The following is a 20,350-nucleotide window of genomic DNA, read 5'->3' as shown; positions in this document are numbered from 1 at the left end:
TTCATCGTACGAGACTGAGTACATGAAGGCGGCGCGCAGATACCGTGACATCATACCACTGCATGCGCATCAAGGGCAGTCGGTGACACCGCCATTGCCATTTAGGCCGTAAACGCTTCTTTGGGCACGATCAGTCCCCGTAGCACGTCGCGCACCTCACCTTCGATGGCGGCGGCTTTATTGGCCTTCACATCCAGCAGCACGAAGGTGAGGTCGGCCTGGGCGATCAAAGTGCCGTCAGATCGAATGATGCGGTGATGGCAGAGCGCACTTCGCTCACCAACGTCGACGATGCCCGTTAATACCTGCAAATCGTCCCCCTGGACGGCCGCCGCGCGATAGTCGATGTTTAAATTAACCACCACGAATGCCCGCCCAGCGCTGTGAAGCTGCTGGATAAGCCGAGGGTGCTCATCGAAGAATGCCCAGCGCCCCTCCTCCATAAACTCCAGATAACGCGCGTTGTTGACATGACCATAGCCATCTAGGTGGTAACCACGGACCCGCATACTGACGTGGGAAATTGACTCAGACATAGCATCCTCTTGTTCACTGCTTATGGAAATGGGGCAAGGAATCATTAATACCCTGCAAATCAAACACAAGTTTTAAACTCGTGCAACAGCAGGTCGCTGCACCAAGGTGCTGGTAGGAAAGGCCGCGTTTCGACATAATGTGCCACCTTTTTCATAGGATCGGTGACATGTGGTTTAAGCACCTGCATTTATATCGCCTACACGGCGCTCCCGAGCTAGATAGCCAAACTCTGGCCAACGCATTGGATGAGCATGCGGCCAAGCCGCTAGGCAATGCGGATGCTCGCCGCTTAGGCTGGACAGCGCCTGCGGGGCGGCTAGGTGGCGACCAGCGTCTGCATGAAATTCAGGGGCACCGCTTACTCTCTGCCCTACGCCAAGAGCGCCTGCTTCCCGCGTCGGTTGTCAAAGAAGAAGTCGACGAAAAAGTCGCCGATATCGAGGCCAGTGAGGGACGCAAAGTCACGCGCAAGGAAAAGAGCGCGCTGAAAGAGCAGGTCACCGAAGAACTCATGCCCCGCGCCTTTGTCCGCAGCCAGAAAATTGACTTATGGTGGGACACTAAGCGCCAGCTCATTGGCGTTAATGCTAGTTCCCGCACCCGAGCAGAAGATGTATTGGACCTGCTGCGTGAGACACTCGGCAGCTTAAAAGCTACGCCATTGAGCAGCCAAACACTGCCGATACGCGCCATGACTACTTGGTTAGGCGACCCATCTAGCCGCCCAAGCGACCTACAGCTCGGCGACCAAGTGGAACTCAAGGCAAAAGGCGACGATGGCGTGCTACGCGCACGGCAAGTTGACCTAGACAGCGATGAAATTCAGCAGCTACTTGAGAGCGGACGCCAGGCCAGCAAACTGGCGATCAGCTTGGAAGGCCGCCTAAGCTTTGTGCTGCATGACGATTTAGCGCTGAAGTCGCTGCGCTTTGGCGACGCACTGATTGAAGAAGCCGACCATGCCGACGACGGCGATGATGCGCTAGCCCGCCTGGAAACCGACTTTATTCTGATGGCCCAAGCGCTTTCTGACGATGTTACCCGCCTGCTGGAATGGCTTGGTGGCGAAACTCAGCGGGAACCGACGGCTCAGCAAGATACCTAACGCTCTATATTTTAAGCCGCAGCCACCCGATTATTTTTGCTTATATCCAACGGATCGCATGACTCATCATAATAACGCACCCAACACTGACACCACCAACGACCCATGGGCAGACATTCGCCCCTATATGGATCATGAGGTGGCCGATGTTCTTGAACGGCTCTCTCACGATAGTGAACTGCTTGACGCGCTTACCCGCTTTAGGCTGCCGCGCATGGCCAAATGGGCGCGGCCCGTAGCGCGCGCCCTGGCAGGCCACGCCATTCGCCGTGAAGTAAAGGGTGTTACCAGCGTTCGCGAATTTCAAATGCGCATTGCCAGCTATATGGAGCGCATGATCCGCACCACCACGGATGCCTTTGAGGTCTCGGGATTAGACAAACTCGACGACAACAGCGCTTATCTATTTATCGGCAATCATCGCGACATCTCGCTGGACCCCGCCTTTGTTAATTACGCGCTTTACCAGGCAGGCCGAGATACGGTACGTATTGCGATTGGCGACAACTTGCTGAAAAAGCCCTATGTAACCGACCTGATGCGGCTAAACAAAAGCTTTATTGTGCCGCGGAGCGCACGCGGAAAGCGGGCCATGTTGGCCGCTTATCAGCAGCTGTCGTCTTACATTCGCCACTCGATTACCGAAGACAATCACTCTATCTGGATGGCCCAGCGCGAAGGTCGTGCTAAAAACGGCATTGACCGTACCGACCCCGCTATTATCAAAATGCTCACGATGGCAAAACGCCATGCAGAGCGAGATATGGTCTTCGGCGATGCCATTGCCGAGCTGAAGCTCGTTCCTGTATCGATTAGCTACGAGTACGATCCCTGCGACTTGCAAAAAGCCCAGGAACTGCATGATATCGCCACCCAGGGTAGCTACGCCAAGAGTGAGTTTGAAGACATCCGCTCAATTGTTTCTGGCATTACCGGCTCTAAAGGCCGCGTTCAGCTAAAATTTGGTACGCCAGTGGGTGCCGACATGGCGACACCTGATGAAGTAGCTGCTGAAATTGACCGCCAGGTGATTGGTGGTTATCGCCTATTTCCCAGCCACTATCTGGCGCTGGAAGCATTGGGCGAATCGCCGGAGCTAGTCGCGCGTAAATCCATTACCCGTCAAGATCGGGAGCGGTTTAAAGCACGGCTAGCAAGCGTTCCAGAAGCACTGCAACCCTATTGGTTAGGGCAGTATGCCAACCCGGTGAAACATAAGGCGGGACGACTCAGCATATAAATGCTTACATGCAGCGGCTTACTTAGTTAAGCGTAATGATCAACGCATGCTCGCAGCTCGAAAAAGTGCTATGGTCAAGGCATTCATTGGTCTCGCTTGGTAGCTTCATCAGGCGCGGTCTTAAGGAGATTCTCTATGTCCGCATCAGAAATTCAAAAAACACGTATTATCAACGAGCTACGCGGCTTTATTCGCAAGCTTCTACAAGACCCTAAAATTCTAGAGCAGTCGCTGGCTATTGCACGCCAGCAACTGATTGAAGGCAGTAGCCCCGCTGTGATGGCACGTATTGCCAATGAGATTTCAGACACCACCAGCGTGCATATTCCTGAAGACCCGGCAGAGCACTCGGAAGCAGACAAGCTATTTTTAGAACTGCTGCGTGAAGTAGTTCAAGAAGAGCAAGCGCTCTACTAGTCTGTCAGGCTGAGCCTCTGGCTATTTGTACGCATTACCATGACATTACCGGCGAAGCACCTCCCCTTCGCCGTCTTTATTTGTACTGCCTAACCGGAATTATCACTCACCATGTCCAATACTGCCCCGCGCAACATTCTGGTGACGAGCGCCCTTCCCTATGCCAATGGCGCTATTCACTTAGGCCACCTGCTTGAGTACATCCAAACGGATATCTGGGTACGCTTCCAAAAGAGCCGTGGCCAGCAGTGTTACTACGTTTGTGCTGACGATGCTCACGGCACCGCGATTATGCTGCGTGCCGAGCAGGAAGGCATTTCCCCTGAAGCACTGATTGAACGCGTTTCCCAAGACCACCAGGAAGATTTCGCCCGCTTTGGCGTGGGGTTCGATAACTACCACTCCACCCACTCGGATGAGAACCGCTACCTCAGCGAGCTGATCTACACCCGCCTACGCGATAAAGGCCATATTGCCACTCGCGATATCGAGCAGATGTTCGACCCGCAGAAAGGTCTGTTTCTAGCCGATCGCTTCATCAAAGGCACCTGCCCAAAGTGCCACGCGGTCGATCAGTACGGCGATAACTGCGAAAAGTGCGGCGCAACCTACACACCTGCGGACCTGATCAATCCAGTTTCCGCCATCTCCGGTGCCACGCCCGAAGTACGCAGCTCCACGCACTACTTCTTCAAACTGCCGGACTTCGCCGACTTCCTGCAGCAGTGGATCAATGATGGCCACGTACAGCCACAAATCCGCAATAAGCTAATGGAGTGGTTTGAGTCTGGCTTTAACGAGTGGGATATTTCCCGCGATGCGCCCTACTTTGGTTTTGAGATTCCCGATGCGCCCGGCAAATACTTCTATGTATGGCTAGACGCCCCCATCGGCTATCTGGCCAGCTTTAAAAACCTCTGCGAGCGCGAAGGTATTGATTTCGATCGCTTCTGGGAAAAAGACTCAGACGCGGAGGTCTACCACTTCATTGGTAAAGACATCGTCTATTTCCACGCGCTGTTCTGGCCTGCCATGCTCCACGGTGCTGATTTGCGCACCCCCACGGCGGTAAACTGCCACGGCTTTTTGACCGTCGATGGTGCGAAGATGTCAAAATCGCGCGGCACCTTCATCAAGGCCGCCACTTACGCTGAACATCTCAACCCCGAGTACCTGCGTTACTACTTTGCCGCCAAGCTCACCTCCAAGGTGGATGATCTTGACCTAAACCTTGAAGACTTCGCTGCCCGAGTGAATTCAGATCTCGTCGGTAAGGTCGTGAACATTGCCAGCCGCTGTGCCGGTTTTGTCAAAAAACTTGGGGGCGGCACCCTCTCTGAGCACTGTGCCGAACCGCAGATGGTTGCCCGCTTTATCGCTGCCGGTGACGATATTGCCGCCGACTTTGAAGCGCGTGAGTTTAGCCGCGCCATTCGCAAGATTATGGAATTGGCCGATGAAGCCAATGCCTATATCGCTGAAAAAGAGCCCTGGGCACTCGCCAAGCAGGATGGTCGCGATCAAGAAGTACTGGAAATCTGCTCGGTGGGCATCAACCTGTTCCGCCAGCTGATGGTCTATCTGGCGCCGGTGGTGCCGAGCATGGCAGAGCAAGCCCGTGAGTTTATAAATATTGACACTCTTGATTGGGAAAGCCGTGGTAATGTGCTGGTCAACCACCCGATCAACAAATTCAAACCGCTGATGACCCGAGTAGAGCGGGACAAAATCGATGCTATGATCGACGCATCAAAAGAGGATCTGGTAGAAGAGCAGAAGCTAAAAAACACCCCGAAAGGTCCGCTAGCAGACGAGCCCATCGCGGATGAAATTAGCTTTGATGAATTTGCCAAGGTTGACCTGCGCATTGCTCGGATTGCCAAAGCACAATATGTCGAAGGTGCTGACAAACTATTACAGCTTACCCTGGATTTGGGTGGCGAAACCCGCAACGTCTTCTCTGGCATTCGTTCTGCGTACTCTCCAGAGGCCCTGGAAGGCCGCCTGACGGTGATGGTTGCCAACTTGGCGCCCCGCAAGATGCGCTTTGGTGTATCCGAAGGCATGGTGCTTGCTTCAGCGAATAAAGAGGGTATTTATCTGCTCTCGCCGGATGCTGGCGCCGAGCCGGGTCAGCGTGTAACGTAGCGCCGCCATTCACGGATGAAAGGGGCAAGGCGAACAGCCTGCCCCTTTTGTTTTTAGGCTACTTCTTCCATTTAGACCCATGACTCACTGTCGGAGCTTCCCAACCGGCGGTTATTCGATCAGCGCTTAACCTTAGCGGTGAGCCAAGCCAGTGCAGACAGTGACTACTGGCCATCATGATGCTGGATATCGATCACTTCAAACTCTACAACGACTATTATGGCCATCAGAAAGGAGACGAGTGCTTACAGCAAGTGGCGACGGCGCTGCATGTCTCTCTACAAGCCCCCTCTAGCCAGCCACCCTATTTCTAAGCAAAATACGCCGTCATGAATGAACTCTTCGTTATTTTGGTCAGCACCGCGCTGGTGAACAATTTTGTATTGGTCCAATTTCTTGGGCTATGCCCGTTTATGGGTGTCTCGAACAAGCTCGAATCAGCGATGGGCATGTCGCTGGCTACCACGTTCGTGTTGACGCTAGCCTCTGCCGCTAGCTACGTGGTTTATCACGGCTTACTGGTGCCCTTTGATATTACCTATCTGCGTACCATTAGCTTTATCGTCGTGATTGCTGCCGTTGTGCAGTTCACTGAAATCATGGTGCGCCAGCTCAGTCCGTTACTGCATCAGGTGCTGGGTATTTTTCTGCCACTAATCACTACCAACTGTGCCGTCCTCGGCGTGGCGCTGCTGTCGCTAAACCGAGAGCTGAGCTTTTTCCATACCACGCTATATGGCCTGGGCGCTGCGTTAGGCTTTTCGCTGGTGCTCGTACTGTTTGCCGCCATGCGCGAGCGCTTGGCCAGCGCAGATGTACCCAAGCCCTTTCGTGGGGCCGCTATCGCCATGATTACCGCCAGCCTCATGTCGTTGGCATTTCTTGGATTTTCCGGACTGGTACAGGGGTAACGGCCATGAGCGATTCCTTTTCATGGTGGGGCGTGCTTAGCGCCGTCGGCGTACTCACCGGCCTGGGCATCACCTTTGGCGCGCTACTCGGCATGGCGAGCGCGCGCTTTAAAGGTGAAGAGAACCCGCTGGTTGAGAAAATTGATGCGCTGCTGCCACAAACCCAATGTGGCCAGTGCGGCTATCCCGGCTGTCGCCCCTACGCTGAAGCGATCAATCAGGGCGACGCCATCAATAAGTGCCCTCCCGGCGGTGAGGCAACTATTCTCGCCCTAGCGGATATGCTCGGCCGTGACCCTGCCCCGCTAGATGGGGAAGCAGCCAGTGAAGATACCGTGGCGTATATCCGTGAAGCCGAGTGTATCGGCTGCACCAAGTGCATTCAGGCGTGCCCGGTAGATGCCATTATTGGCGCGGCCAAACAGATGCATACTGTGATCGAAGACGAGTGCACCGGCTGCGACCTCTGCGTAGCCCCCTGCCCGGTGGACTGCATCGACATGCTACCCAGACGCAAGCCGCTGACACAGTGGGAGCCCATCGTGAGTGACCGTCAGCCATTAAGGAGCGCGCATGTCGGCCTATGAATTCCCCGGTGGCATCTACCCACCCGAACGTAAAGAGCGCTCTAATCAAGCGCCGCTGCGCACCGCGCCGCTGCCAAAGGTGGTCATGCTACCGCTGTCGCAACATACCGGTAAAGCGGCACTGCCCTGCGTCAACGTGGGCGATGCGGTCAAAACAGGCACACTAGTCGCCCGCCGAGATGGCATGGTCTCAGCTAATGTGCACGCCAGTATCAGCGGCACCGTGATCGAGATAACTGACAGCGTGATCATCATTCAAGGCGATGGCGAAGATCGCTGGGCCACGCTACCGCCGCTGGATTGGCGAACCGCAGAGCGCGACACGCTGCTGCAACGGCTAGATGATAGCGGGCTTATTGGGCTAGGGGGGGCAGGCTTTCCGACCTATATCAAAGCTCAAGTCAACGAGCACCATGCCATTGACACGCTGGTGGTCAATGCCGCCGAGTGCGAGCCTTATATTACCGCCGATGACCTCACGCTTCGCCACTATGCAGCGGATGTGCTCGAGGGTGCTCAATTGCTGGCTCGCCTATGCGGAGCCACGCACATCATCGTCGGTGTCGAAGATAACAAGCCTGAGGCTATTCAGGCCCTACAAGCCCTTCTTACGGTCATTGCTGACAGCGAACCGCTCGCGAGCGTGACTCTGAAGATAATCGAAACCCGCTACCCCAGCGGCGGAGAGCGCCAGTTGATTAAAAAGCTGCTGAACCGCGAGGTGCCTAGCGGTGGGCTACCGGCGGATATTGGCGTGCTATGCCACAACCCCGGCACGCTGCTCGCGGCGCTGCAAGCGGTACGCGACGGACTACCGCTGGTCGCAAGGGTCGTTACCCTAACGGGTGATGCCATTACCCAGCCCGGCAACTACTGGGTTCGTGTAGGCACCTCGGTAGACGCGCTGCTGGCGCAGGTTGGCGTGGACGACGAGCAGTTGCATCAAGTGGTGGTCGGCGGGCCGATGATGGGCACGCCGCTTACGTCATTAGAGGCCCCCGTTACCAAAACGACCAACTGCCTGATTGCCGCGACAAAAGAAGAGCTGCCGCCAGCACCCGCGGAAGCCCCCTGCATTCGCTGCGGCGCTTGTGAAAGTGTGTGCCCTGCTCAACTGCTTCCCCAGCAGTTGCACTGGTACGCCCGTGCCGAAAACGATGCCGCCCTTGAAGCCCATCATCTGTTCGACTGCATTGAGTGCGGTGCCTGCAGCTACGTTTGCCCCAGCGCGATTCCTTTGGTGCAGGACTACCGCTCCTCCAAACAGCGTATTCGGCATAAACGCATCGAAACCGCCAAAGCGGAACACGCCAAGCACCGCTTTGAGTTCCGCCAAGCGCGGCTGGTCAGGGAAGAAGCGGAGAAGAAGGCGCGCCGTCAGGCACGGCTCGCCCAGCAGCAGTCCGCTTCCAGCGACGCTACGGGCACTCAAACCGCTCCCGTGGCAGACCTTCGCAGCCTACGCATCGCTCAAACGGCAGCCAAAGCCGCCGTGCGAAAAGCGGAGAAAGTGTTGGCACGGGCCGCCGCTCAAGACCCGCAGCAGCGCCACGACGATTTGGAGACCCAGCTCGCCACTGCCCAAGAGAATCTAAAAGCGGCAGAAGCACGATTGGCCGACGCTCGCGCCGCCAGTGAACAGAAGGAAGCGCCATGAGCATGATGCACGCCCCCCAGCTGGGAAAAGCACCATCAACAGCCCATGTGATGCGCTGGGTCATCGCCGCCACGCTTCCGGGCCTTGCGGTGATGACGCTCTATTTTGGGCTAGGGATACTCAGCAACGTACTGATCGCGGCGCTTTGGGCCGTCGCCGCTGAGGCGCTCGTTCTACGCCTGCGCCACCGCCCCATTTGGCCGACGCTCAACGACTCCAGCGCCCTGCTCACTGGTGTGTTGCTAGGCGCCTCGCTGCCACCCGCGAGCCCCTGGTGGCTGATTGGCGTTGGGGTGATCGCCGCCGTCGTCGTCGCGAAGCAGCTCTATGGCGGCTTGGGCCACAATCCTTTCAACCCTGCGATGGTGGGCTATGCACTGCTGCTGGTGTCGTTTCCCACCCATATGACGCTCTGGGCACCGCCCCAATCGCTTTGGCCCGACTCCCTCTGGCCACAAATAATGGGAACACTAACCACGTCAGCGCTCGATGGCCTGAGCGGAGCCACTCCTTTAGATGCTTTCAAACACAAAGGTGACGCCGTGCTCGCCAGCGAGTTCTGGGCATCGTCGCCGCTCCCTGACGGCACGCTGAATGCTTGGCGCAATATCGCGCTGGCATGGCTGGCAGGGGGCGTGGTGTTGATCGCCAAGCGGCTGATCAGCTGGCATATTCCGGTCGCTATGCTGGGCAGTATGATGCTGCTCTCAGCGCTGTTTTATGCCAACGACACCAGCCACTTTGGCTCACCGCTGTTTCATCTTGTCACTGGGGCAACGCTGTTTGGTGCCTTCTTTATTGCCACCGACCCGGTCTCAGCGGCCACCAGTCGTCAGGGGAAGCTGTTATACGGTGCGGGGATTGGCGTGCTGGTCATCCTGATTCGCAATTTAGGCGGCTACCCGGATGCCGTCGCCTTTGCCGTGCTGCTGATGAATCTCTGCGTGCCGCTGCTGGACATAGTCAGCGTGCCACGCCCGGTCGGTCAAGCTACCGCTCGGCCTGATGAGAGGAAGAGCGCGCCATGACCACTCAACACGCTATGCTGCGTGGCGCGCTGGCCCTTGGCCTGTTTGCCCTGGTAACCGCCGGCAGCGTCGCCCTCACCCGCGCTGTGACCGCCGAGCGCATTGCCGAACACCAGCTTGCTTATCAGCATCGTCAGCTGCAGGAAGTGTTGCCCGCCTCACTGGCCTCGGTGCCGGTTCAGGCCGTATTAGAAAGCGCATTTTCGCTACCCGACCCAACGCCGCTGGGCCATCGCACGCCTCAAGAGGGTTGGCGGGTGCAGCAAGGCAACAACGCCGCGACTATTCTGCCGGTCGTGACACGCCAAGGGTATAACGGTGACATTCGCCTGCTAGTCGCCATCAACCAAAGCGGGCAACTCACCGGAGTGCGGGTCACGCACCATCAAGAGACGCCAGGGCTTGGCGATGATATCGAGAGGTCACGCAGCGCCTGGATCACATCATTCAACGGCCTAAGCCTTGAGAGCCTGCCCCCAAGCGGCTGGGCGGTGAGCAAAGAGGGCGGTGAGTTCGATAGTTTTACCGGCGCAACGATTACCCCACGGGCCGTTATTAACGCCGTTCATGAGGCGCTGCGCTACTATCAGCGCGAACTCGTTCAGCAGGAGCCCGCACCATGAGCCAGTGGACACAGCTTGCCCGAGAAGGGCTTTGGACAAATAACCCGGCGCTGGTGCAGCTACTGGGGCTTTGCCCGCTGCTGGCGGTCAGCGCCACGGTGGTGAATGCGCTAGGCTTAGCGTTGGCCACTCTGCTGGTCTTGGTAGGCGCCAGCACAACAATCTCGCTCATTCGCCACCAGGTGCCTAGCGCCGTGCGGCTCCCTGCGTTCGTGATGGTGATTGCCGCCTTTGTAACCTGCGCTGAGCAGCTCATGGCCGCATTCGCTTACTCGCTCTATCAAATATTGGGGATTTTCATCCCGCTTATCGTGACTAACTGCGCCATTTTGGGCCGGGCGGATGCGTTTGCCTCCCGCCAGCCCGTGCTGCCCGCGGCCATCGATGGGCTGATGATGGGGCTGGGCTTTGGCGCGGTATTAGTGCTGATGGGCGCGATCCGCGAGCTGGTGGGCCAAGGGACGCTGTTTAGCGACATGGCGCTGCTGTTTGGGCCAGTTGCCGCTCACTGGCAGATCACCCTGGTGGCGGATTACCAGTTTCTCTTTTTCATCCTGCCCCCCGGCGCGTTCTTCGTTGCAGGGCTTTTGATCGCGCTGAAAAACGTGCTGGATCAACGGCGCGCCGCCCGCGCTCAGCCCGTCAACATCGCACCGCGAGCCGAGCGCCGTGTGCGGGTCACCGGCACTATTAAATAAGCACCATTCAATAACCAAGAGAACACGCTATGAATGCTCAAAAGCGTCATGAGATATTTGCGCGCTTCCAGGCGGAAAACCCACACCCCACCACCGAGCTCAACTGGAGCACGCCGTTTGAGCTGTTGGCAGCGGTCCTGCTCTCCGCCCAAGCAACGGATGTAGGCGTGAATAAAGCCACGGCCAAGCTTTATCCGGTCGCGAATACTCCTGAGGCGATCATTGAGCTGGGTATTGATGGCCTAAAGCAGCACATTAAAACCATTGGCCTGTTTAACACCAAGGCAGAGAATTTAATGAAGACCTGCCACCTGCTGGTCAATCAGCACGGCGGCGAGGTTCCCAACACCCGTCAAGCCTTGGAAGCGCTGCCCGGTGTGGGGCGTAAAACCGCCAATGTGATTTTAAACACCGCCTTTGGCCAGCCCACTATCGCGGTGGATACGCATATTTTTCGCGTTTCGAACCGTACCGGTATCGCCAAAGGTAAAGACGTGTTGGAAGTCGAGCAGAAGCTGTTGCGCCACGTTCCCAGCGCCTTTAAACAAGATGCCCACCACTGGCTGATTTTACACGGGCGCTACACCTGCATTGCGCGTAAACCCCGCTGCGGTAGCTGCATCATCGAAGATCTATGCGACTATAAAGAAAAAACCGAGCTTGCTTAACGGCACGCCAACGTCAGGATCACTCTATGCCGAGCAGGTCATTAGCTGCCCCCTCCACCAGCAGCTGACGATACGTTTCTCGCCAACGCGGCCACTGCCATGGCTGAGTATCCAACTGTGCGGGCTGGCTACCGGGGTTTAACAGCCACGCTTTCAAGCGCTGATAGAGCCCCTCTTGTGTACCATCGTAGCGATATTGGGCGGGATAAAGTTCAGGAAAGCAGAGCCTATCCGGTACCAGCGGCGTGGCTCCTCGCTGGGCAGCCTCCATGATCGCCAGCCCCTGAAACTCATGCCAAGTGGTTGATACCACAATACCTCCACCGTTGAGCAGCGCACGGTATTCCGCCTCCGGCTGCGGCCCCCAGCAGATAACATGCTCAGCCAGGCGCACCTGCGCCTCGGCAAATATCGGTGGCACGTCGCGAAACTGCTGGCCAAGCACCGCCAACTCAAAGGGCACCTGCTGCTCGCTTAGCTTGAACAGCACCGCGAAGAAGTCCTCCGGGTTTTTGTCATACTCCCAACGGTGATTCCAAATCAGCCGCTGCGGGTTTGAGTTACCAGCGGCGGCACAGTTAGCAGGCGCGATGGGCACGGGCACCACGCGAGCGCTTTGGCGTAGCCGTTCTAGCGGTTTAGCAGCGGGCAAGTTTTCCGGCATTTTCTTTAAAAAACGCCGCGCACCATCAAAAAAAGAGTCCCGGTTATAGGCCGTGTTGAACACCAGCACATCTGCCGCCAGTGCCGCATACAAGTTGACCATTTTGGCTTCTACCTGGGGCATCTGCTCGCTGGATTCGGGGTAGGCAAACTGATTTTCGTGAAAATAGACGATCTTTCTTGCTCGCCCCAGATGGGGAAACAGCCCCACTAAGGTGGCGATATCTACCATAGACGTTGCCAGCACTACATCGTAGGGCTGACTTAGCCGCTCGTACTCTTTTAACCACCAGCTCAACGGGTTGCCACGAATGCGCCAGGAGAAGTAGCGAGGAGGCAAGCTTAGCAGCGTCCAGTCTACCTCGTTCACTTCAGCCATTAAGCTGTTAGCCCAATAACGGTGGCTAACCGCTTCATAAGCCGATAACAATAAAACGCGCATCATCCTGTCTACCGGTGAAAGGTTCTCTTTATACACAGCATTCGGCCAAGGTCGTCTTGGCCGAATGCTGTACGCTACATACACTTAAACCATCGCAGCAGTCGCACTGCTCATCTAACGCCGCTGAGGAAACCGTAATGGCCAACGTATTAGTGGTCGATGATGAACCCAATATCCTACTCTCCCTTGAGTACCTCATGTCCCATGCCGGGCTGACGGTAACGACAGCGCCCGACGGCGAAACCGCGCTGCAGAGAATTGCCGATTCATCCCCTGACCTACTGCTGCTAGACATCAGCTTGCCGGGCATCAGTGGCTTTGAAGTGCTGGAGCAGCTGCGCCGCTCTGAATCCGAACGGCATTTACCGGTGATTATGTTAACGGCTCATGGCCGTGAAGTAGAGCGGGAAAAAGGCTTTGCGCTGGGCGCAGATGACTACGTTACCAAGCCTTTCTCTACCCAGCAGCTTGTAGAGAAGGTCAAAGCCCTGTTAGCTGAGCGTGCACCATGACACGCCAAGGCCTTCCTAAACGCCAACGCTTGGTCGGCGTGTGGCTGCTGCTAAGCGGCGTTAGCCTAGTAGGGGGAGCGCTCTTTGCCGCTTGGTTAGATAGCCAGCTGGCACTTTCCGGCGTGGCGCGTGCGGCTCTATGGCTAGGCAGTTTTTCAGGCGGCATCACGCTTTTTTTAATGGGCCTGCTGCTGGAGCGCATGCTTTTTACGCCCCTTCGCCATCTTCAAGCGCAGCTGGCGCGTTGGGTAGCCAATCCAGATGCCCCAGACGAACACACTGTAGAGGGCTGGTTAAAAGGGCTTGGCCCAGACCTTCGCCTCGTCAGTCACAGCTGGCGCGCCGACCGCTCACGACTCGCCACCGCCCATGCAGAAGGAGCGCGTAGCGCATCGCGTATACGCCAAGAGCTTGAAACGCTGCTACAGGTGCTTGAAACACCGCTGCTACTTTGCGACCGGCACCGGCGGGTAATGCTGTTTAATCAGGCTGCCGAAAACTTCTTTGCGGGTAATACCGGTCTGGGGCTTGGTAAACGCCTGGATGCCCTGCTGCCAACAGCTACCCTCGCCAACGCCATGGCACAACTGCCCGACGATGGCTCGCCTCGGGAAATGCTCGCTCCCAGTGACCAGCGCTGGCTAAAGGTTGTCATTCGCCGGGTCCCCGGCAGTGAACGCGAAACGCTGGTAACCTGTAGCGATGCGACCACCACCTGGAATAATGAAATGGGCGTGCGGGCCGAACTTAATCATCTATTGCCGCCACTTCGCCAGCACTCCGCCAGCTTAAGCAGCGCCGCTGATGCGCTACGTCAAATCCCCCCCTCAGAAACGTCGCTTGAGCTACGAGCACGTTTAGAGCAAGTAGTGCACGATGAGAGCCAAGCATTAAACAAGCACGTCGCGGAGATTGGCTCGCTGCTGGACGATCTTCAGTACCACGGCGAACGCTTAAGACCCATTTGGTCCAACGATTTTTGGCAATCGCTGGATGAGCGCCTTGACCCGGCCCACCGCTTAATCACCCCTATCGGCGTGCCCGCTTGGTTTAAAGGCGATGCGCCAGCACTCATTGAACTGTTTGACTCGTTGGTAGACCACCTACGCTGCCACTTGCCCAGCAGCGGTTTTGAAGGTGAGATTACGCTCAACCCAAAACGCGCTTACGTTGACTTGATTTGGCAAGGCTCACCCGTCCCCGAAGGCGAGCTCACCATTTGGCGCGAGCACCCGCTGACTACGCTACCGCTTAGCCCCTCAGTCGCGGATATTCTGCGCCAGCACGCCACCGATATCTGGAGTGTTGCCGATGCGGATAAACGCCACGCACGACTGAGACTGCCGCTACCAACGATTGCACAAACCCAAGCGCCTCGTGAGCTTGCACCTCCGCGGCCGGAATTCCATGACTTTGGCATCGCACAGCTGCCTGCGCCTGACGAGGCTCTGGCTAGCAGAGCTCTACGCTGCCTGGATATCGTGGCGTTTGATACGGAGACTACTGGCCTTGAGCTGCGCCGAGGAGACACGGTGATTAGCCTGGGCGCCTGCCGGATCGTCAATGGTCGTTTACTGGCGAATGATGCGTTTGATCATTTCGTGGACCCGAAGCGCGCCATTCCTGCTGCCAGTACGGTGATTCACGGCATTACCGATGCGGATGTCGCAGGCGCTGCCCCTCTTGAAACGGTGCTTGGCCTGTTTCGAGACTACATTGGCGAGGCCGTACTGCTCGCCCATAATGCGGCTTTCGATATGCTGGCCATTAGCAACCGTGGCGTTGACTTTACGATGCCTGTTTTAGACACACTGCTGATTTCAAAAGCGCTCGATGAAGCATTGGATGGTCACGATTTAGACACCCTTGCCAAGCGCTATGACCTCCACTTTCCACCGGGCACTCGCCACACGGCGTTAGGTGATGCCCGCGTTACCGCAGAGCTATGGCTAGCACTGCTGCCACGGCTCGAGGCCCGGGGCATTGATACGCTGGAAGAGCTGCTTGTCCTGCAGGCAAATGCCTTTGATAAAGAGGATGCCAGCGCACCATGAACCCCTTCAGCGCTCCTTCCCGCAGGCGTGAACGGCTCATCGCGCTGGCCCTGCTAGCACTATTTATGTTTTGCCCGCCGATGCTGCTTATTGTTGATCGTTTACCGGGCCTGCTAGGTTGGCTACCGCTCTACCTATTTGTCGTTTGGGGAGCGCTCATTGGATTCACCGCTTGGCTGGTTGAGCCCCCCAAGGAACCATGACCATGCGCGGCGATTGGGTAGTGATTGGTACCGCCTTTTGCTATTTGGCCCTGCTCTTTATGGTCGCCGCCTGGGGAGACCGGCGCGCCGAACAGGGCCGCTCGCTGATTGGCTCGCCGACGGTCTATGCCCTCTCTATCGCGGTTTACTGTACTGCCTGGACGTTTTACGGCAGCGTTGGCCGCGCAGCACAGTATGGCCCTAGCTTCCTACTGATTTACCTGGGGCCGACACTGGCGATGCTGTTAGCCCCTTTTACACTACGCAAAATGGTGCGCATTGCCGCACAGCAGCGCATTACCTCGATTGCCGACTTTATCAGCGCCCGCTACGGCAAAAGCTCCCGTTTAGGGGCACTCGTGGCCATCATGGCGCTCATCACCATCACCCCTTATATCGCGCTTCAGCTAAAAGCTATCACGGTGAGTCATGCGGTGCTGATGAACTACCCACTGGGTGCCGATATCACGCTAGAGAACGAACGCTTCTGGATGGACCGCTCTTTTTGGATAGCGATGGTGCTGGCGGTGTTTATTATTCTTTTTGGCACCCGTCACTTAGATGCCAGCGAGCGCCACGAAGGGATGGTGGCTGCCATTGCCGTAGAGTCCCTGGTGAAACTGATCGCCTTTCTGGCAGTAGGCGTATTTGTCACGTTCATCATGTTTGCAGGGCCAGGCGCCCTCTTGGCCGAAGTCGCTGCTACACCAGCATTAATCAATAGCATGCGCCTAGAAAACGTACCTGGCGGCGCAACGGGCTGGGTGGGTATGCTGCTACTGGCATTTCTGGCCTTCTTTACACTACCCCGGCAGTTCCAGGTTCTCGTGGTGGAGAATGTTGACGAGCAGCACCTCCATCGCGCCAGCTGGCTATTCCCGCTCTATTTGCTGTTGATTAACCTGTTTGTCATCCCGATTGCCTTAGCCGGGCTGCTACTTGGCGAGGGCGATCCCGATAGCTTCGTGCTCACGCTGCCCCTCTCTGCGGGGCTAGAAGGTTTGCCGCTGTTAGTCTTTATCGGTGGTCTTTCAGCCGCCACCGGCATGGTTATTGTTGAGACGATTGCCCTCTCTACCATGGTCAGCAATCAGCTCATTATGCCTCTGCTGTTGAAAGTAAAGCACCTTTATATTGAGCGCCATGGCCGGCTTGCCGACTGGCTACTCAACATTCGGCGCATCGCCATTTTACTGATTCTACTCATGGGCTATCTCTACCATGCGCTGATCGGCGATAGCTACAGCCTGGTAACCATCGGGCTGGTCTCTTTTGCGGGAGTGGCCCAGTTTGCCCCTGCACTGCTCATCGGGCTTTACTGGCGCGGGGCAACGCGCCAGGGGGCAACGTTAGGGCTGCTCGCTGGATTTTTTATCTGGTTCTATACGCTGCTGCTGCCGGGGTTTGCACAGTCGGGCTGGCTGAAAGAGACGTTAATTACCCAGGGCCCTTGGGAAATCAGTTGGCTATCACCTTACGCGCTGCTGGGGCTAAGCGGATGGGATATTTATACGCATTCACTGTTTTGGAGCATGCTAGTTAATGTTAGTTTGCTGATTGGCGTATCATTATTCACTCGTCCTACACCACTAGAGCAGACTCAGGCCGCACTATTTACCGAGGCAATGCACCCCAATCTGCAAACCACTTCACTCTGGCAAGGTGAAACCACCGAAGGCGCACTCCATGCACTGTTAATTCGGTATTTGGGAAGTATGGCAACTCAGCGTGTCTTTGCATCCCAAACGGCACAACCTGATACCGAGACCGATGCTTATCAGCGGCCAGCGTCTAAGGCACTAATCACTCGTGCTGAACAGGCATTGGCTGGCTCCCTGGGTAGCGCATCCGCCAGCGTATTAATCAACTCGGTCTTACGTGGTGAAGCAGTAGATGTAGAGTCAGTGCTCACTATTTTAGACACCACCTCCCAGGCCTTAGAGTACAACCGCCAATTAGAGCAAAAGTCCCAGGAACTAGCTCGTGTCGGTGAAGAGCTACGCAGCGCTAACGAACGGCTACGTGAGCTTGATCGCATGAAAGATGAGTTTGTCGCTATGATCAGTCATGAACTTCGCACGCCACTAACATCTATACGATCATTTGCAGAAATTTTACGCGATACACCCGATATCGCGGCCGATAAACGACAACAATTTCTCAGCATTATGGTACTGGAAAGCCAGCGCCTTTCCCGACTTATTGAGGAGATCTTGGATTTAGCGCGACTTGAAAGCGGCCGATTAACCATGAAACCAGTGGCGGTTGACTTAACCAAGCTAGCCAAACAGAGCAGCGATGCCATTTTCCGCTTACATGACGAACAGAGTGTCGAATTTGAGTTCTTTGCGGAAGCGTCACCTGCCATAGTCACTGCCGACCCGGACCGTCTTGAACAGGTGATTATTAATTTACTGGAGAATGCACGGAAATTTGCTGCTCCCCGGCACCCAAACATTAGGTTATCGGTTTATCCGGTTGATAATACCTTTCAACTAAGCGTCGAGGATAACGGCCCAGGCATTCCCCCGTCAGAGCGTGAAAACGTCTTTGAAAAGTTTTATCAACTCCAGCTGAGAGAGCACACTACGGAAAAAGGCCGACCCAAAGGCAGTGGTTTAGGCTTGCCCATTAGCCGCGCTATAATTCACCACCTGGGTGGCAAACTATGGGCTACCGAATCCCCATTAGGCGGCACCAAAATGGTATTGGAACTTCCGAAAGCCTCTTTTATGTAAACAATGAGGTGCGCGCCCTAATGGACGCCCATAATTAGCTAGCCGTGCTGCTATCGCGGCGGGGGTCGGGTTCGAACATCGCATCGCCCACCTCGTCGATGTAACGCTGCGCTTTAGACACCATCAGTGCATCGCAAGCCTCACGCCCCGGCAACATATCGGAACGCTCAAACCGGTGCTCTTGTGCGCCACCTTGGCTATCGGGTTTGCGTATCCAGCCGCTCACGCGGTACTGGCCGCTTTGGTTATCGGGCTGGGAGATAATTAAATACTCTTTATACTCCACCGGTTCAGCCGCTTTGGTACCAGTACTCGTGTTACCACCGCCCTGCGAACCAAATAAGCCTGAAAGCAACTTCTTAAACATAACGGCTCCTGTTACGCAGTGGCCAGCCCTGAGGCTGGCCACTGTTGAACGTTAGCTCTGCTGACGACCTTTGCCCGCGGCAATACGAAGACGCAGCGCATTCAGCTTGATAAAGCCTTCGGCATCTTTCTGATTGTAAGCACCCGCATCGTCTTCAAACGTTGCGATAGACTCATCAAACAGTGACTGCTCAGATTTACGACCGACTACCGTAGCGTTACCTTTGTAGAGCTTCATGCGGACAACACCCGAGACATTTTTCTGCGTCTCGTCAATAGCAGCTTGCAGCATGCGGCGCTCAGGGCTCCACCAATAGCCGTTGTAGATCACTTCGGCATACTTGGGCATCAGCTGATCTTTCAGGTGAGCCTCTTCACGGTCTAACGTCAGTGACTCGATCGCGCGGTGAGCGCGCAGCATGATCGTGCCTCCTGGCGTTTCATAGCAGCCACGCGACTTCATGCCCACATAGCGGTTCTCAACGATATCCAGGCGGCCAATGCCGTTATCGCCACCCAGCTTGTTGAGTTTCTCCAGCACTTCATGTGCCTTCAGCGCTTCGCCGTCAATCGCAACGATGTCGCCTTTCTCGTACGTCAGCTCAACGTAAGTCGGCTGCTCTGGTGCGGCTTCAGGAGAAACGCTCCAACGCCACATGTCTTCTTCGGCTTCGGCCCAAGGATCTTCCAGAATGCCGCCTTCGTAGGAGATGTGCAGCAGGTTGGCATCCATGGAGTAGGGAGATTTCTTCTTCTTGTTAGAGAAATCCACCGGAATATTGTGCTCTTCACAGTAAGCCATCAGCTTTTCGCGGGAAGTAAGATCCCACTCGCGCCATGGCGCGATGACTTTAACGCCCGGCTTAAGCGCGTAGCCGCCCAGCTCAAAACGCACCTGGTCGTTACCTTTACCGGTCGCGCCGTGAGAAATGGCGTCTGCGCCGGTCTCGTTGGCAATTTCGATTAAGCGCTTGGCGATCAGCGGGCGAGCAATAGAGGTGCCTAGCAGGTACTCACCTTCATAAATAGTGTTCGCACGGAACATCGGGAAGACGTAGTCACGCACGAACTCTTCGCGTAGGTCTTCGATGTAAATCTCTTTTACGCCTAGCGCTTGCGCTTTGGCACGAGCAGGCTCGACTTCTTCACCTTGACCGATGTCGGCAGTAAAGGTCACTACCTCGCAGTTGTAGGTCTCTTGCAACCACTTAACGATTACGGATGTGTCCAGGCCGCCTGAATATGCCAGCACAACCTTTTTGACATCGGACATTCTTTGCTCCTTGTAAAAAGCAGTTCACTAGAAAGGGTAGCGCCCTTAAGCCAGCGCTACCTGTTTATTCAAACCGTCAGTATAGCGTTCTCAATGCTCAGCGAATACCGTCAACGACGCCTTAGGGGTAAAGCTGCTAGCCCGGATTTCTCATGAAGAAGGTAGCATGAGGAAGGAAGAAGCGGCTTAAAGTGTTAGAATTCAAGTTCCTACACAAAAACCCACACTAAAAGCCGCTATCCAAAATGGTACCTCAAAAACTGACCTTCTCGCCACTCTCCCGCCGCCAGATTGAAGCCGATTTCTCCGGAGGCCATATCACCTCGGATGCCGGTGTGTTGTTACTGCGCGAAGTCGATAAACAACACCGGCTAACCCAGCGACTGGCCGAGACGCTGACCGACCAGCGGGATGCCCGCATGATTCGTCATGGGCTCAACACCATGATCCGGCAGCGCGTCTACGGCGTGGCCAGCGGCT

The 20,350-nt window shown here is 56.0% G+C and carries 21 protein-coding genes; 17 read left to right on the top strand and 4 right to left on the bottom strand.

What is annotated here, in order from left to right; genetic code table 11:
* Positions 1–101 precede the first annotated feature (101 nt).
* On the bottom strand, positions 102–536 hold the full coding sequence (locus BMY49_RS12060; RefSeq protein ID WP_044627972.1) for an acyl-CoA thioesterase: 435 nt from the start codon (positions 534–536) through the stop codon (positions 102–104).
* Positions 537–703: 167 nt separating this feature from the next.
* Here BMY49_RS12060 and BMY49_RS12055 point away from each other — a divergent pair, with 167 nt between their 5' ends.
* The 12 genes from BMY49_RS12055 (at position 704) to nth (ending at position 11,619) form a co-directional block, all read left to right on the top strand.
* Entirely contained in the window at positions 704–1,642 is a 939-nt protein-coding gene (locus BMY49_RS12055; RefSeq protein ID WP_044627973.1) for a recombination-associated protein RdgC, read from the top strand.
* A gap of 58 nt (positions 1,643–1,700) precedes the next feature.
* On the top strand, positions 1,701–2,882 hold the full coding sequence (locus BMY49_RS12050; RefSeq protein ID WP_044627974.1) for a 1-acyl-sn-glycerol-3-phosphate acyltransferase: 1,182 nt from the start codon (positions 1,701–1,703) through the stop codon (positions 2,880–2,882).
* Positions 2,883–3,017: 135 nt separating this feature from the next.
* Positions 3,018–3,299: a hypothetical protein gene (locus tag BMY49_RS12045; protein WP_044627975.1), complete on the top strand. Its 282-nt coding sequence runs from the start codon at positions 3,018–3,020 to the stop codon at positions 3,297–3,299.
* 111 nt (positions 3,300–3,410) lie between these two features.
* A complete protein-coding gene (gene metG / locus BMY49_RS12040) occupies positions 3,411–5,447 on the top strand; it encodes a methionine--tRNA ligase (protein ID WP_074210630.1) in 2,037 nt (678 codons plus the stop codon).
* A 176-nt stretch (positions 5,448–5,623) separates the two neighbouring features.
* Entirely contained in the window at positions 5,624–5,761 is a 138-nt protein-coding gene (locus BMY49_RS18100) for a diguanylate cyclase domain-containing protein (protein ID WP_089675681.1), read from the top strand.
* A 15-nt stretch (positions 5,762–5,776) separates the two neighbouring features.
* Entirely contained in the window at positions 5,777–6,358 is a 582-nt protein-coding gene (gene rsxA / locus BMY49_RS12030; protein WP_044627977.1) for an electron transport complex subunit RsxA, read from the top strand.
* 5 nt (positions 6,359–6,363) lie between these two features.
* On the top strand, positions 6,364–6,945 hold the full coding sequence (gene rsxB / locus BMY49_RS12025; protein WP_089675680.1) for an electron transport complex subunit RsxB: 582 nt from the start codon (positions 6,364–6,366) through the stop codon (positions 6,943–6,945).
* Positions 6,932–8,602 (top strand): electron transport complex subunit RsxC, encoded by a 1,671-nt coding sequence (rsxC, locus tag BMY49_RS12020; RefSeq protein ID WP_089675679.1) that lies wholly within the window; start codon positions 6,932–6,934, stop codon positions 8,600–8,602. The genes rsxB and rsxC overlap by 14 nt, the downstream gene beginning before the upstream one ends.
* A complete protein-coding gene (locus BMY49_RS12015) occupies positions 8,599–9,630 on the top strand; it encodes an RnfABCDGE type electron transport complex subunit D (protein ID WP_089675678.1) in 1,032 nt (343 codons plus the stop codon). Before rsxC ends, BMY49_RS12015 begins: the two co-directional genes overlap by 4 nt.
* Complete coding sequence (rsxG, locus tag BMY49_RS12010; RefSeq protein WP_089675677.1) at positions 9,627–10,253, top strand: electron transport complex subunit RsxG; 627 nt, start codon at positions 9,627–9,629, stop codon at positions 10,251–10,253. Before BMY49_RS12015 ends, rsxG begins: the two co-directional genes overlap by 4 nt.
* Complete coding sequence (locus tag BMY49_RS12005; protein ID WP_089675676.1) at positions 10,250–10,951, top strand: electron transport complex subunit E; 702 nt, start codon at positions 10,250–10,252, stop codon at positions 10,949–10,951. Before rsxG ends, BMY49_RS12005 begins: the two co-directional genes overlap by 4 nt.
* 29 nt (positions 10,952–10,980) lie before the next feature.
* Positions 10,981–11,619: an endonuclease III gene (gene nth / locus BMY49_RS12000; RefSeq protein ID WP_044627983.1), complete on the top strand. Its 639-nt coding sequence runs from the start codon at positions 10,981–10,983 to the stop codon at positions 11,617–11,619.
* Between the two features lie 19 nt (positions 11,620–11,638).
* On the opposite strand, the gene BMY49_RS11995 is transcribed toward nth, so the two are convergent.
* Entirely contained in the window at positions 11,639–12,724 is a 1,086-nt protein-coding gene (locus BMY49_RS11995; RefSeq protein ID WP_089675685.1) for a tRNA-queuosine alpha-mannosyltransferase domain-containing protein, read from the bottom strand.
* 137 nt (positions 12,725–12,861) lie between these two features.
* On the opposite strand from BMY49_RS11995, the gene BMY49_RS11990 reads away from it, so the two are divergent.
* From BMY49_RS11990 to BMY49_RS11975, 4 genes are read left to right on the top strand one after another with little or no spacing between them, the layout of a single operon-like run.
* A complete protein-coding gene (locus tag BMY49_RS11990) occupies positions 12,862–13,236 on the top strand; it encodes a response regulator transcription factor (RefSeq protein ID WP_062360704.1) in 375 nt (124 codons plus the stop codon).
* On the top strand, positions 13,233–15,290 hold the full coding sequence (locus BMY49_RS11985; protein ID WP_044627985.1) for a 3'-5' exonuclease: 2,058 nt from the start codon (positions 13,233–13,235) through the stop codon (positions 15,288–15,290). Before BMY49_RS11990 ends, BMY49_RS11985 begins: the two co-directional genes overlap by 4 nt.
* Entirely contained in the window at positions 15,287–15,493 is a 207-nt protein-coding gene (locus BMY49_RS11980; RefSeq protein WP_044627986.1) for a hypothetical protein, read from the top strand. Before BMY49_RS11985 ends, BMY49_RS11980 begins: the two co-directional genes overlap by 4 nt.
* A 2-nt stretch (positions 15,494–15,495) precedes the next feature.
* A complete protein-coding gene (locus BMY49_RS11975) occupies positions 15,496–18,231 on the top strand; it encodes an ATP-binding protein (RefSeq protein ID WP_089675675.1) in 2,736 nt (911 codons plus the stop codon).
* Between the two features lie 34 nt (positions 18,232–18,265).
* Here the strand turns inward: BMY49_RS11975 and BMY49_RS11970 are convergent, their stop codons facing one another.
* Both BMY49_RS11970 and BMY49_RS11965 read right to left on the bottom strand, forming a co-directional pair.
* Positions 18,266–18,598 (bottom strand): HlyU family transcriptional regulator, encoded by a 333-nt coding sequence (locus tag BMY49_RS11970; protein WP_044627988.1) that lies wholly within the window; start codon positions 18,596–18,598, stop codon positions 18,266–18,268.
* Positions 18,599–18,649: 51 nt separating this feature from the next.
* A complete protein-coding gene (locus BMY49_RS11965; RefSeq protein ID WP_044627989.1) occupies positions 18,650–19,870 on the bottom strand; it encodes an argininosuccinate synthase in 1,221 nt (406 codons plus the stop codon).
* A gap of 245 nt (positions 19,871–20,115) precedes the next feature.
* On the opposite strand from BMY49_RS11965, the gene BMY49_RS11960 reads away from it, so the two are divergent.
* Positions 20,116–20,350: transposase (locus BMY49_RS11960; protein ID WP_208596196.1), on the top strand; the 235-nt coding region annotated here is incomplete at its 3' end.

The sequence above is a fragment of the Vreelandella aquamarina genome, from assembly GCF_900110265.1.
GTDB classification, from domain to species: Bacteria; Pseudomonadota; Gammaproteobacteria; order Pseudomonadales; family Halomonadaceae; genus Vreelandella; species Vreelandella aquamarina.
This window is presented reverse-complemented; position numbering and strand designations above follow the sequence as displayed.

What these genes read in the sequence shown, in the direction of transcription:
- BMY49_RS12055 (WP_044627973.1), top strand. Translation starts at nt 704, where the DNA reads ATGTGGTTTAAGCACCTGCATTTATATCGCCTACACGGCGCTCCCGAG.
- rsxB (WP_089675680.1), top strand. Translation starts at nt 6,364, where the DNA reads ATGAGCGATTCCTTTTCATGGTGGGGCGTGCTTAGCGCCGTCGGCGTA.
- BMY49_RS11985 (WP_044627985.1), top strand. Translation starts at nt 13,233, where the DNA reads ATGACACGCCAAGGCCTTCCTAAACGCCAACGCTTGGTCGGCGTGTGG.
- BMY49_RS12015 (WP_089675678.1), top strand. Translation starts at nt 8,599, where the DNA reads ATGAGCATGATGCACGCCCCCCAGCTGGGAAAAGCACCATCAACAGCC.
- rsxG (WP_089675677.1), top strand. Translation starts at nt 9,627, where the DNA reads ATGACCACTCAACACGCTATGCTGCGTGGCGCGCTGGCCCTTGGCCTG.
- rsxC (WP_089675679.1), top strand. Translation starts at nt 6,932, where the DNA reads ATGTCGGCCTATGAATTCCCCGGTGGCATCTACCCACCCGAACGTAAA.
- BMY49_RS18100 (WP_089675681.1), top strand. Translation starts at nt 5,624, where the DNA reads ATGATGCTGGATATCGATCACTTCAAACTCTACAACGACTATTATGGC.
- BMY49_RS12050 (WP_044627974.1), top strand. Translation starts at nt 1,701, where the DNA reads ATGACTCATCATAATAACGCACCCAACACTGACACCACCAACGACCCA.
- BMY49_RS11990 (WP_062360704.1), top strand. Translation starts at nt 12,862, where the DNA reads ATGGCCAACGTATTAGTGGTCGATGATGAACCCAATATCCTACTCTCC.
- rsxA (WP_044627977.1), top strand. Translation starts at nt 5,777, where the DNA reads ATGAATGAACTCTTCGTTATTTTGGTCAGCACCGCGCTGGTGAACAAT.
- nth (WP_044627983.1), top strand. Translation starts at nt 10,981, where the DNA reads ATGAATGCTCAAAAGCGTCATGAGATATTTGCGCGCTTCCAGGCGGAA.
- BMY49_RS11980 (WP_044627986.1), top strand. Translation starts at nt 15,287, where the DNA reads ATGAACCCCTTCAGCGCTCCTTCCCGCAGGCGTGAACGGCTCATCGCG.
- BMY49_RS11995 (WP_089675685.1), bottom strand. Translation starts at nt 12,724, where the DNA reads ATGCGCGTTTTATTGTTATCGGCTTATGAAGCGGTTAGCCACCGTTAT.
- BMY49_RS11965 (WP_044627989.1), bottom strand. Translation starts at nt 19,870, where the DNA reads ATGTCCGATGTCAAAAAGGTTGTGCTGGCATATTCAGGCGGCCTGGAC.
- BMY49_RS11970 (WP_044627988.1), bottom strand. Translation starts at nt 18,598, where the DNA reads ATGTTTAAGAAGTTGCTTTCAGGCTTATTTGGTTCGCAGGGCGGTGGT.
- BMY49_RS12060 (WP_044627972.1), bottom strand. Translation starts at nt 536, where the DNA reads ATGTCTGAGTCAATTTCCCACGTCAGTATGCGGGTCCGTGGTTACCAC.
- metG (WP_074210630.1), top strand. Translation starts at nt 3,411, where the DNA reads ATGTCCAATACTGCCCCGCGCAACATTCTGGTGACGAGCGCCCTTCCC.
- BMY49_RS12005 (WP_089675676.1), top strand. Translation starts at nt 10,250, where the DNA reads ATGAGCCAGTGGACACAGCTTGCCCGAGAAGGGCTTTGGACAAATAAC.
- BMY49_RS12045 (WP_044627975.1), top strand. Translation starts at nt 3,018, where the DNA reads ATGTCCGCATCAGAAATTCAAAAAACACGTATTATCAACGAGCTACGC.
- BMY49_RS11975 (WP_089675675.1), top strand. Translation starts at nt 15,496, where the DNA reads ATGCGCGGCGATTGGGTAGTGATTGGTACCGCCTTTTGCTATTTGGCC.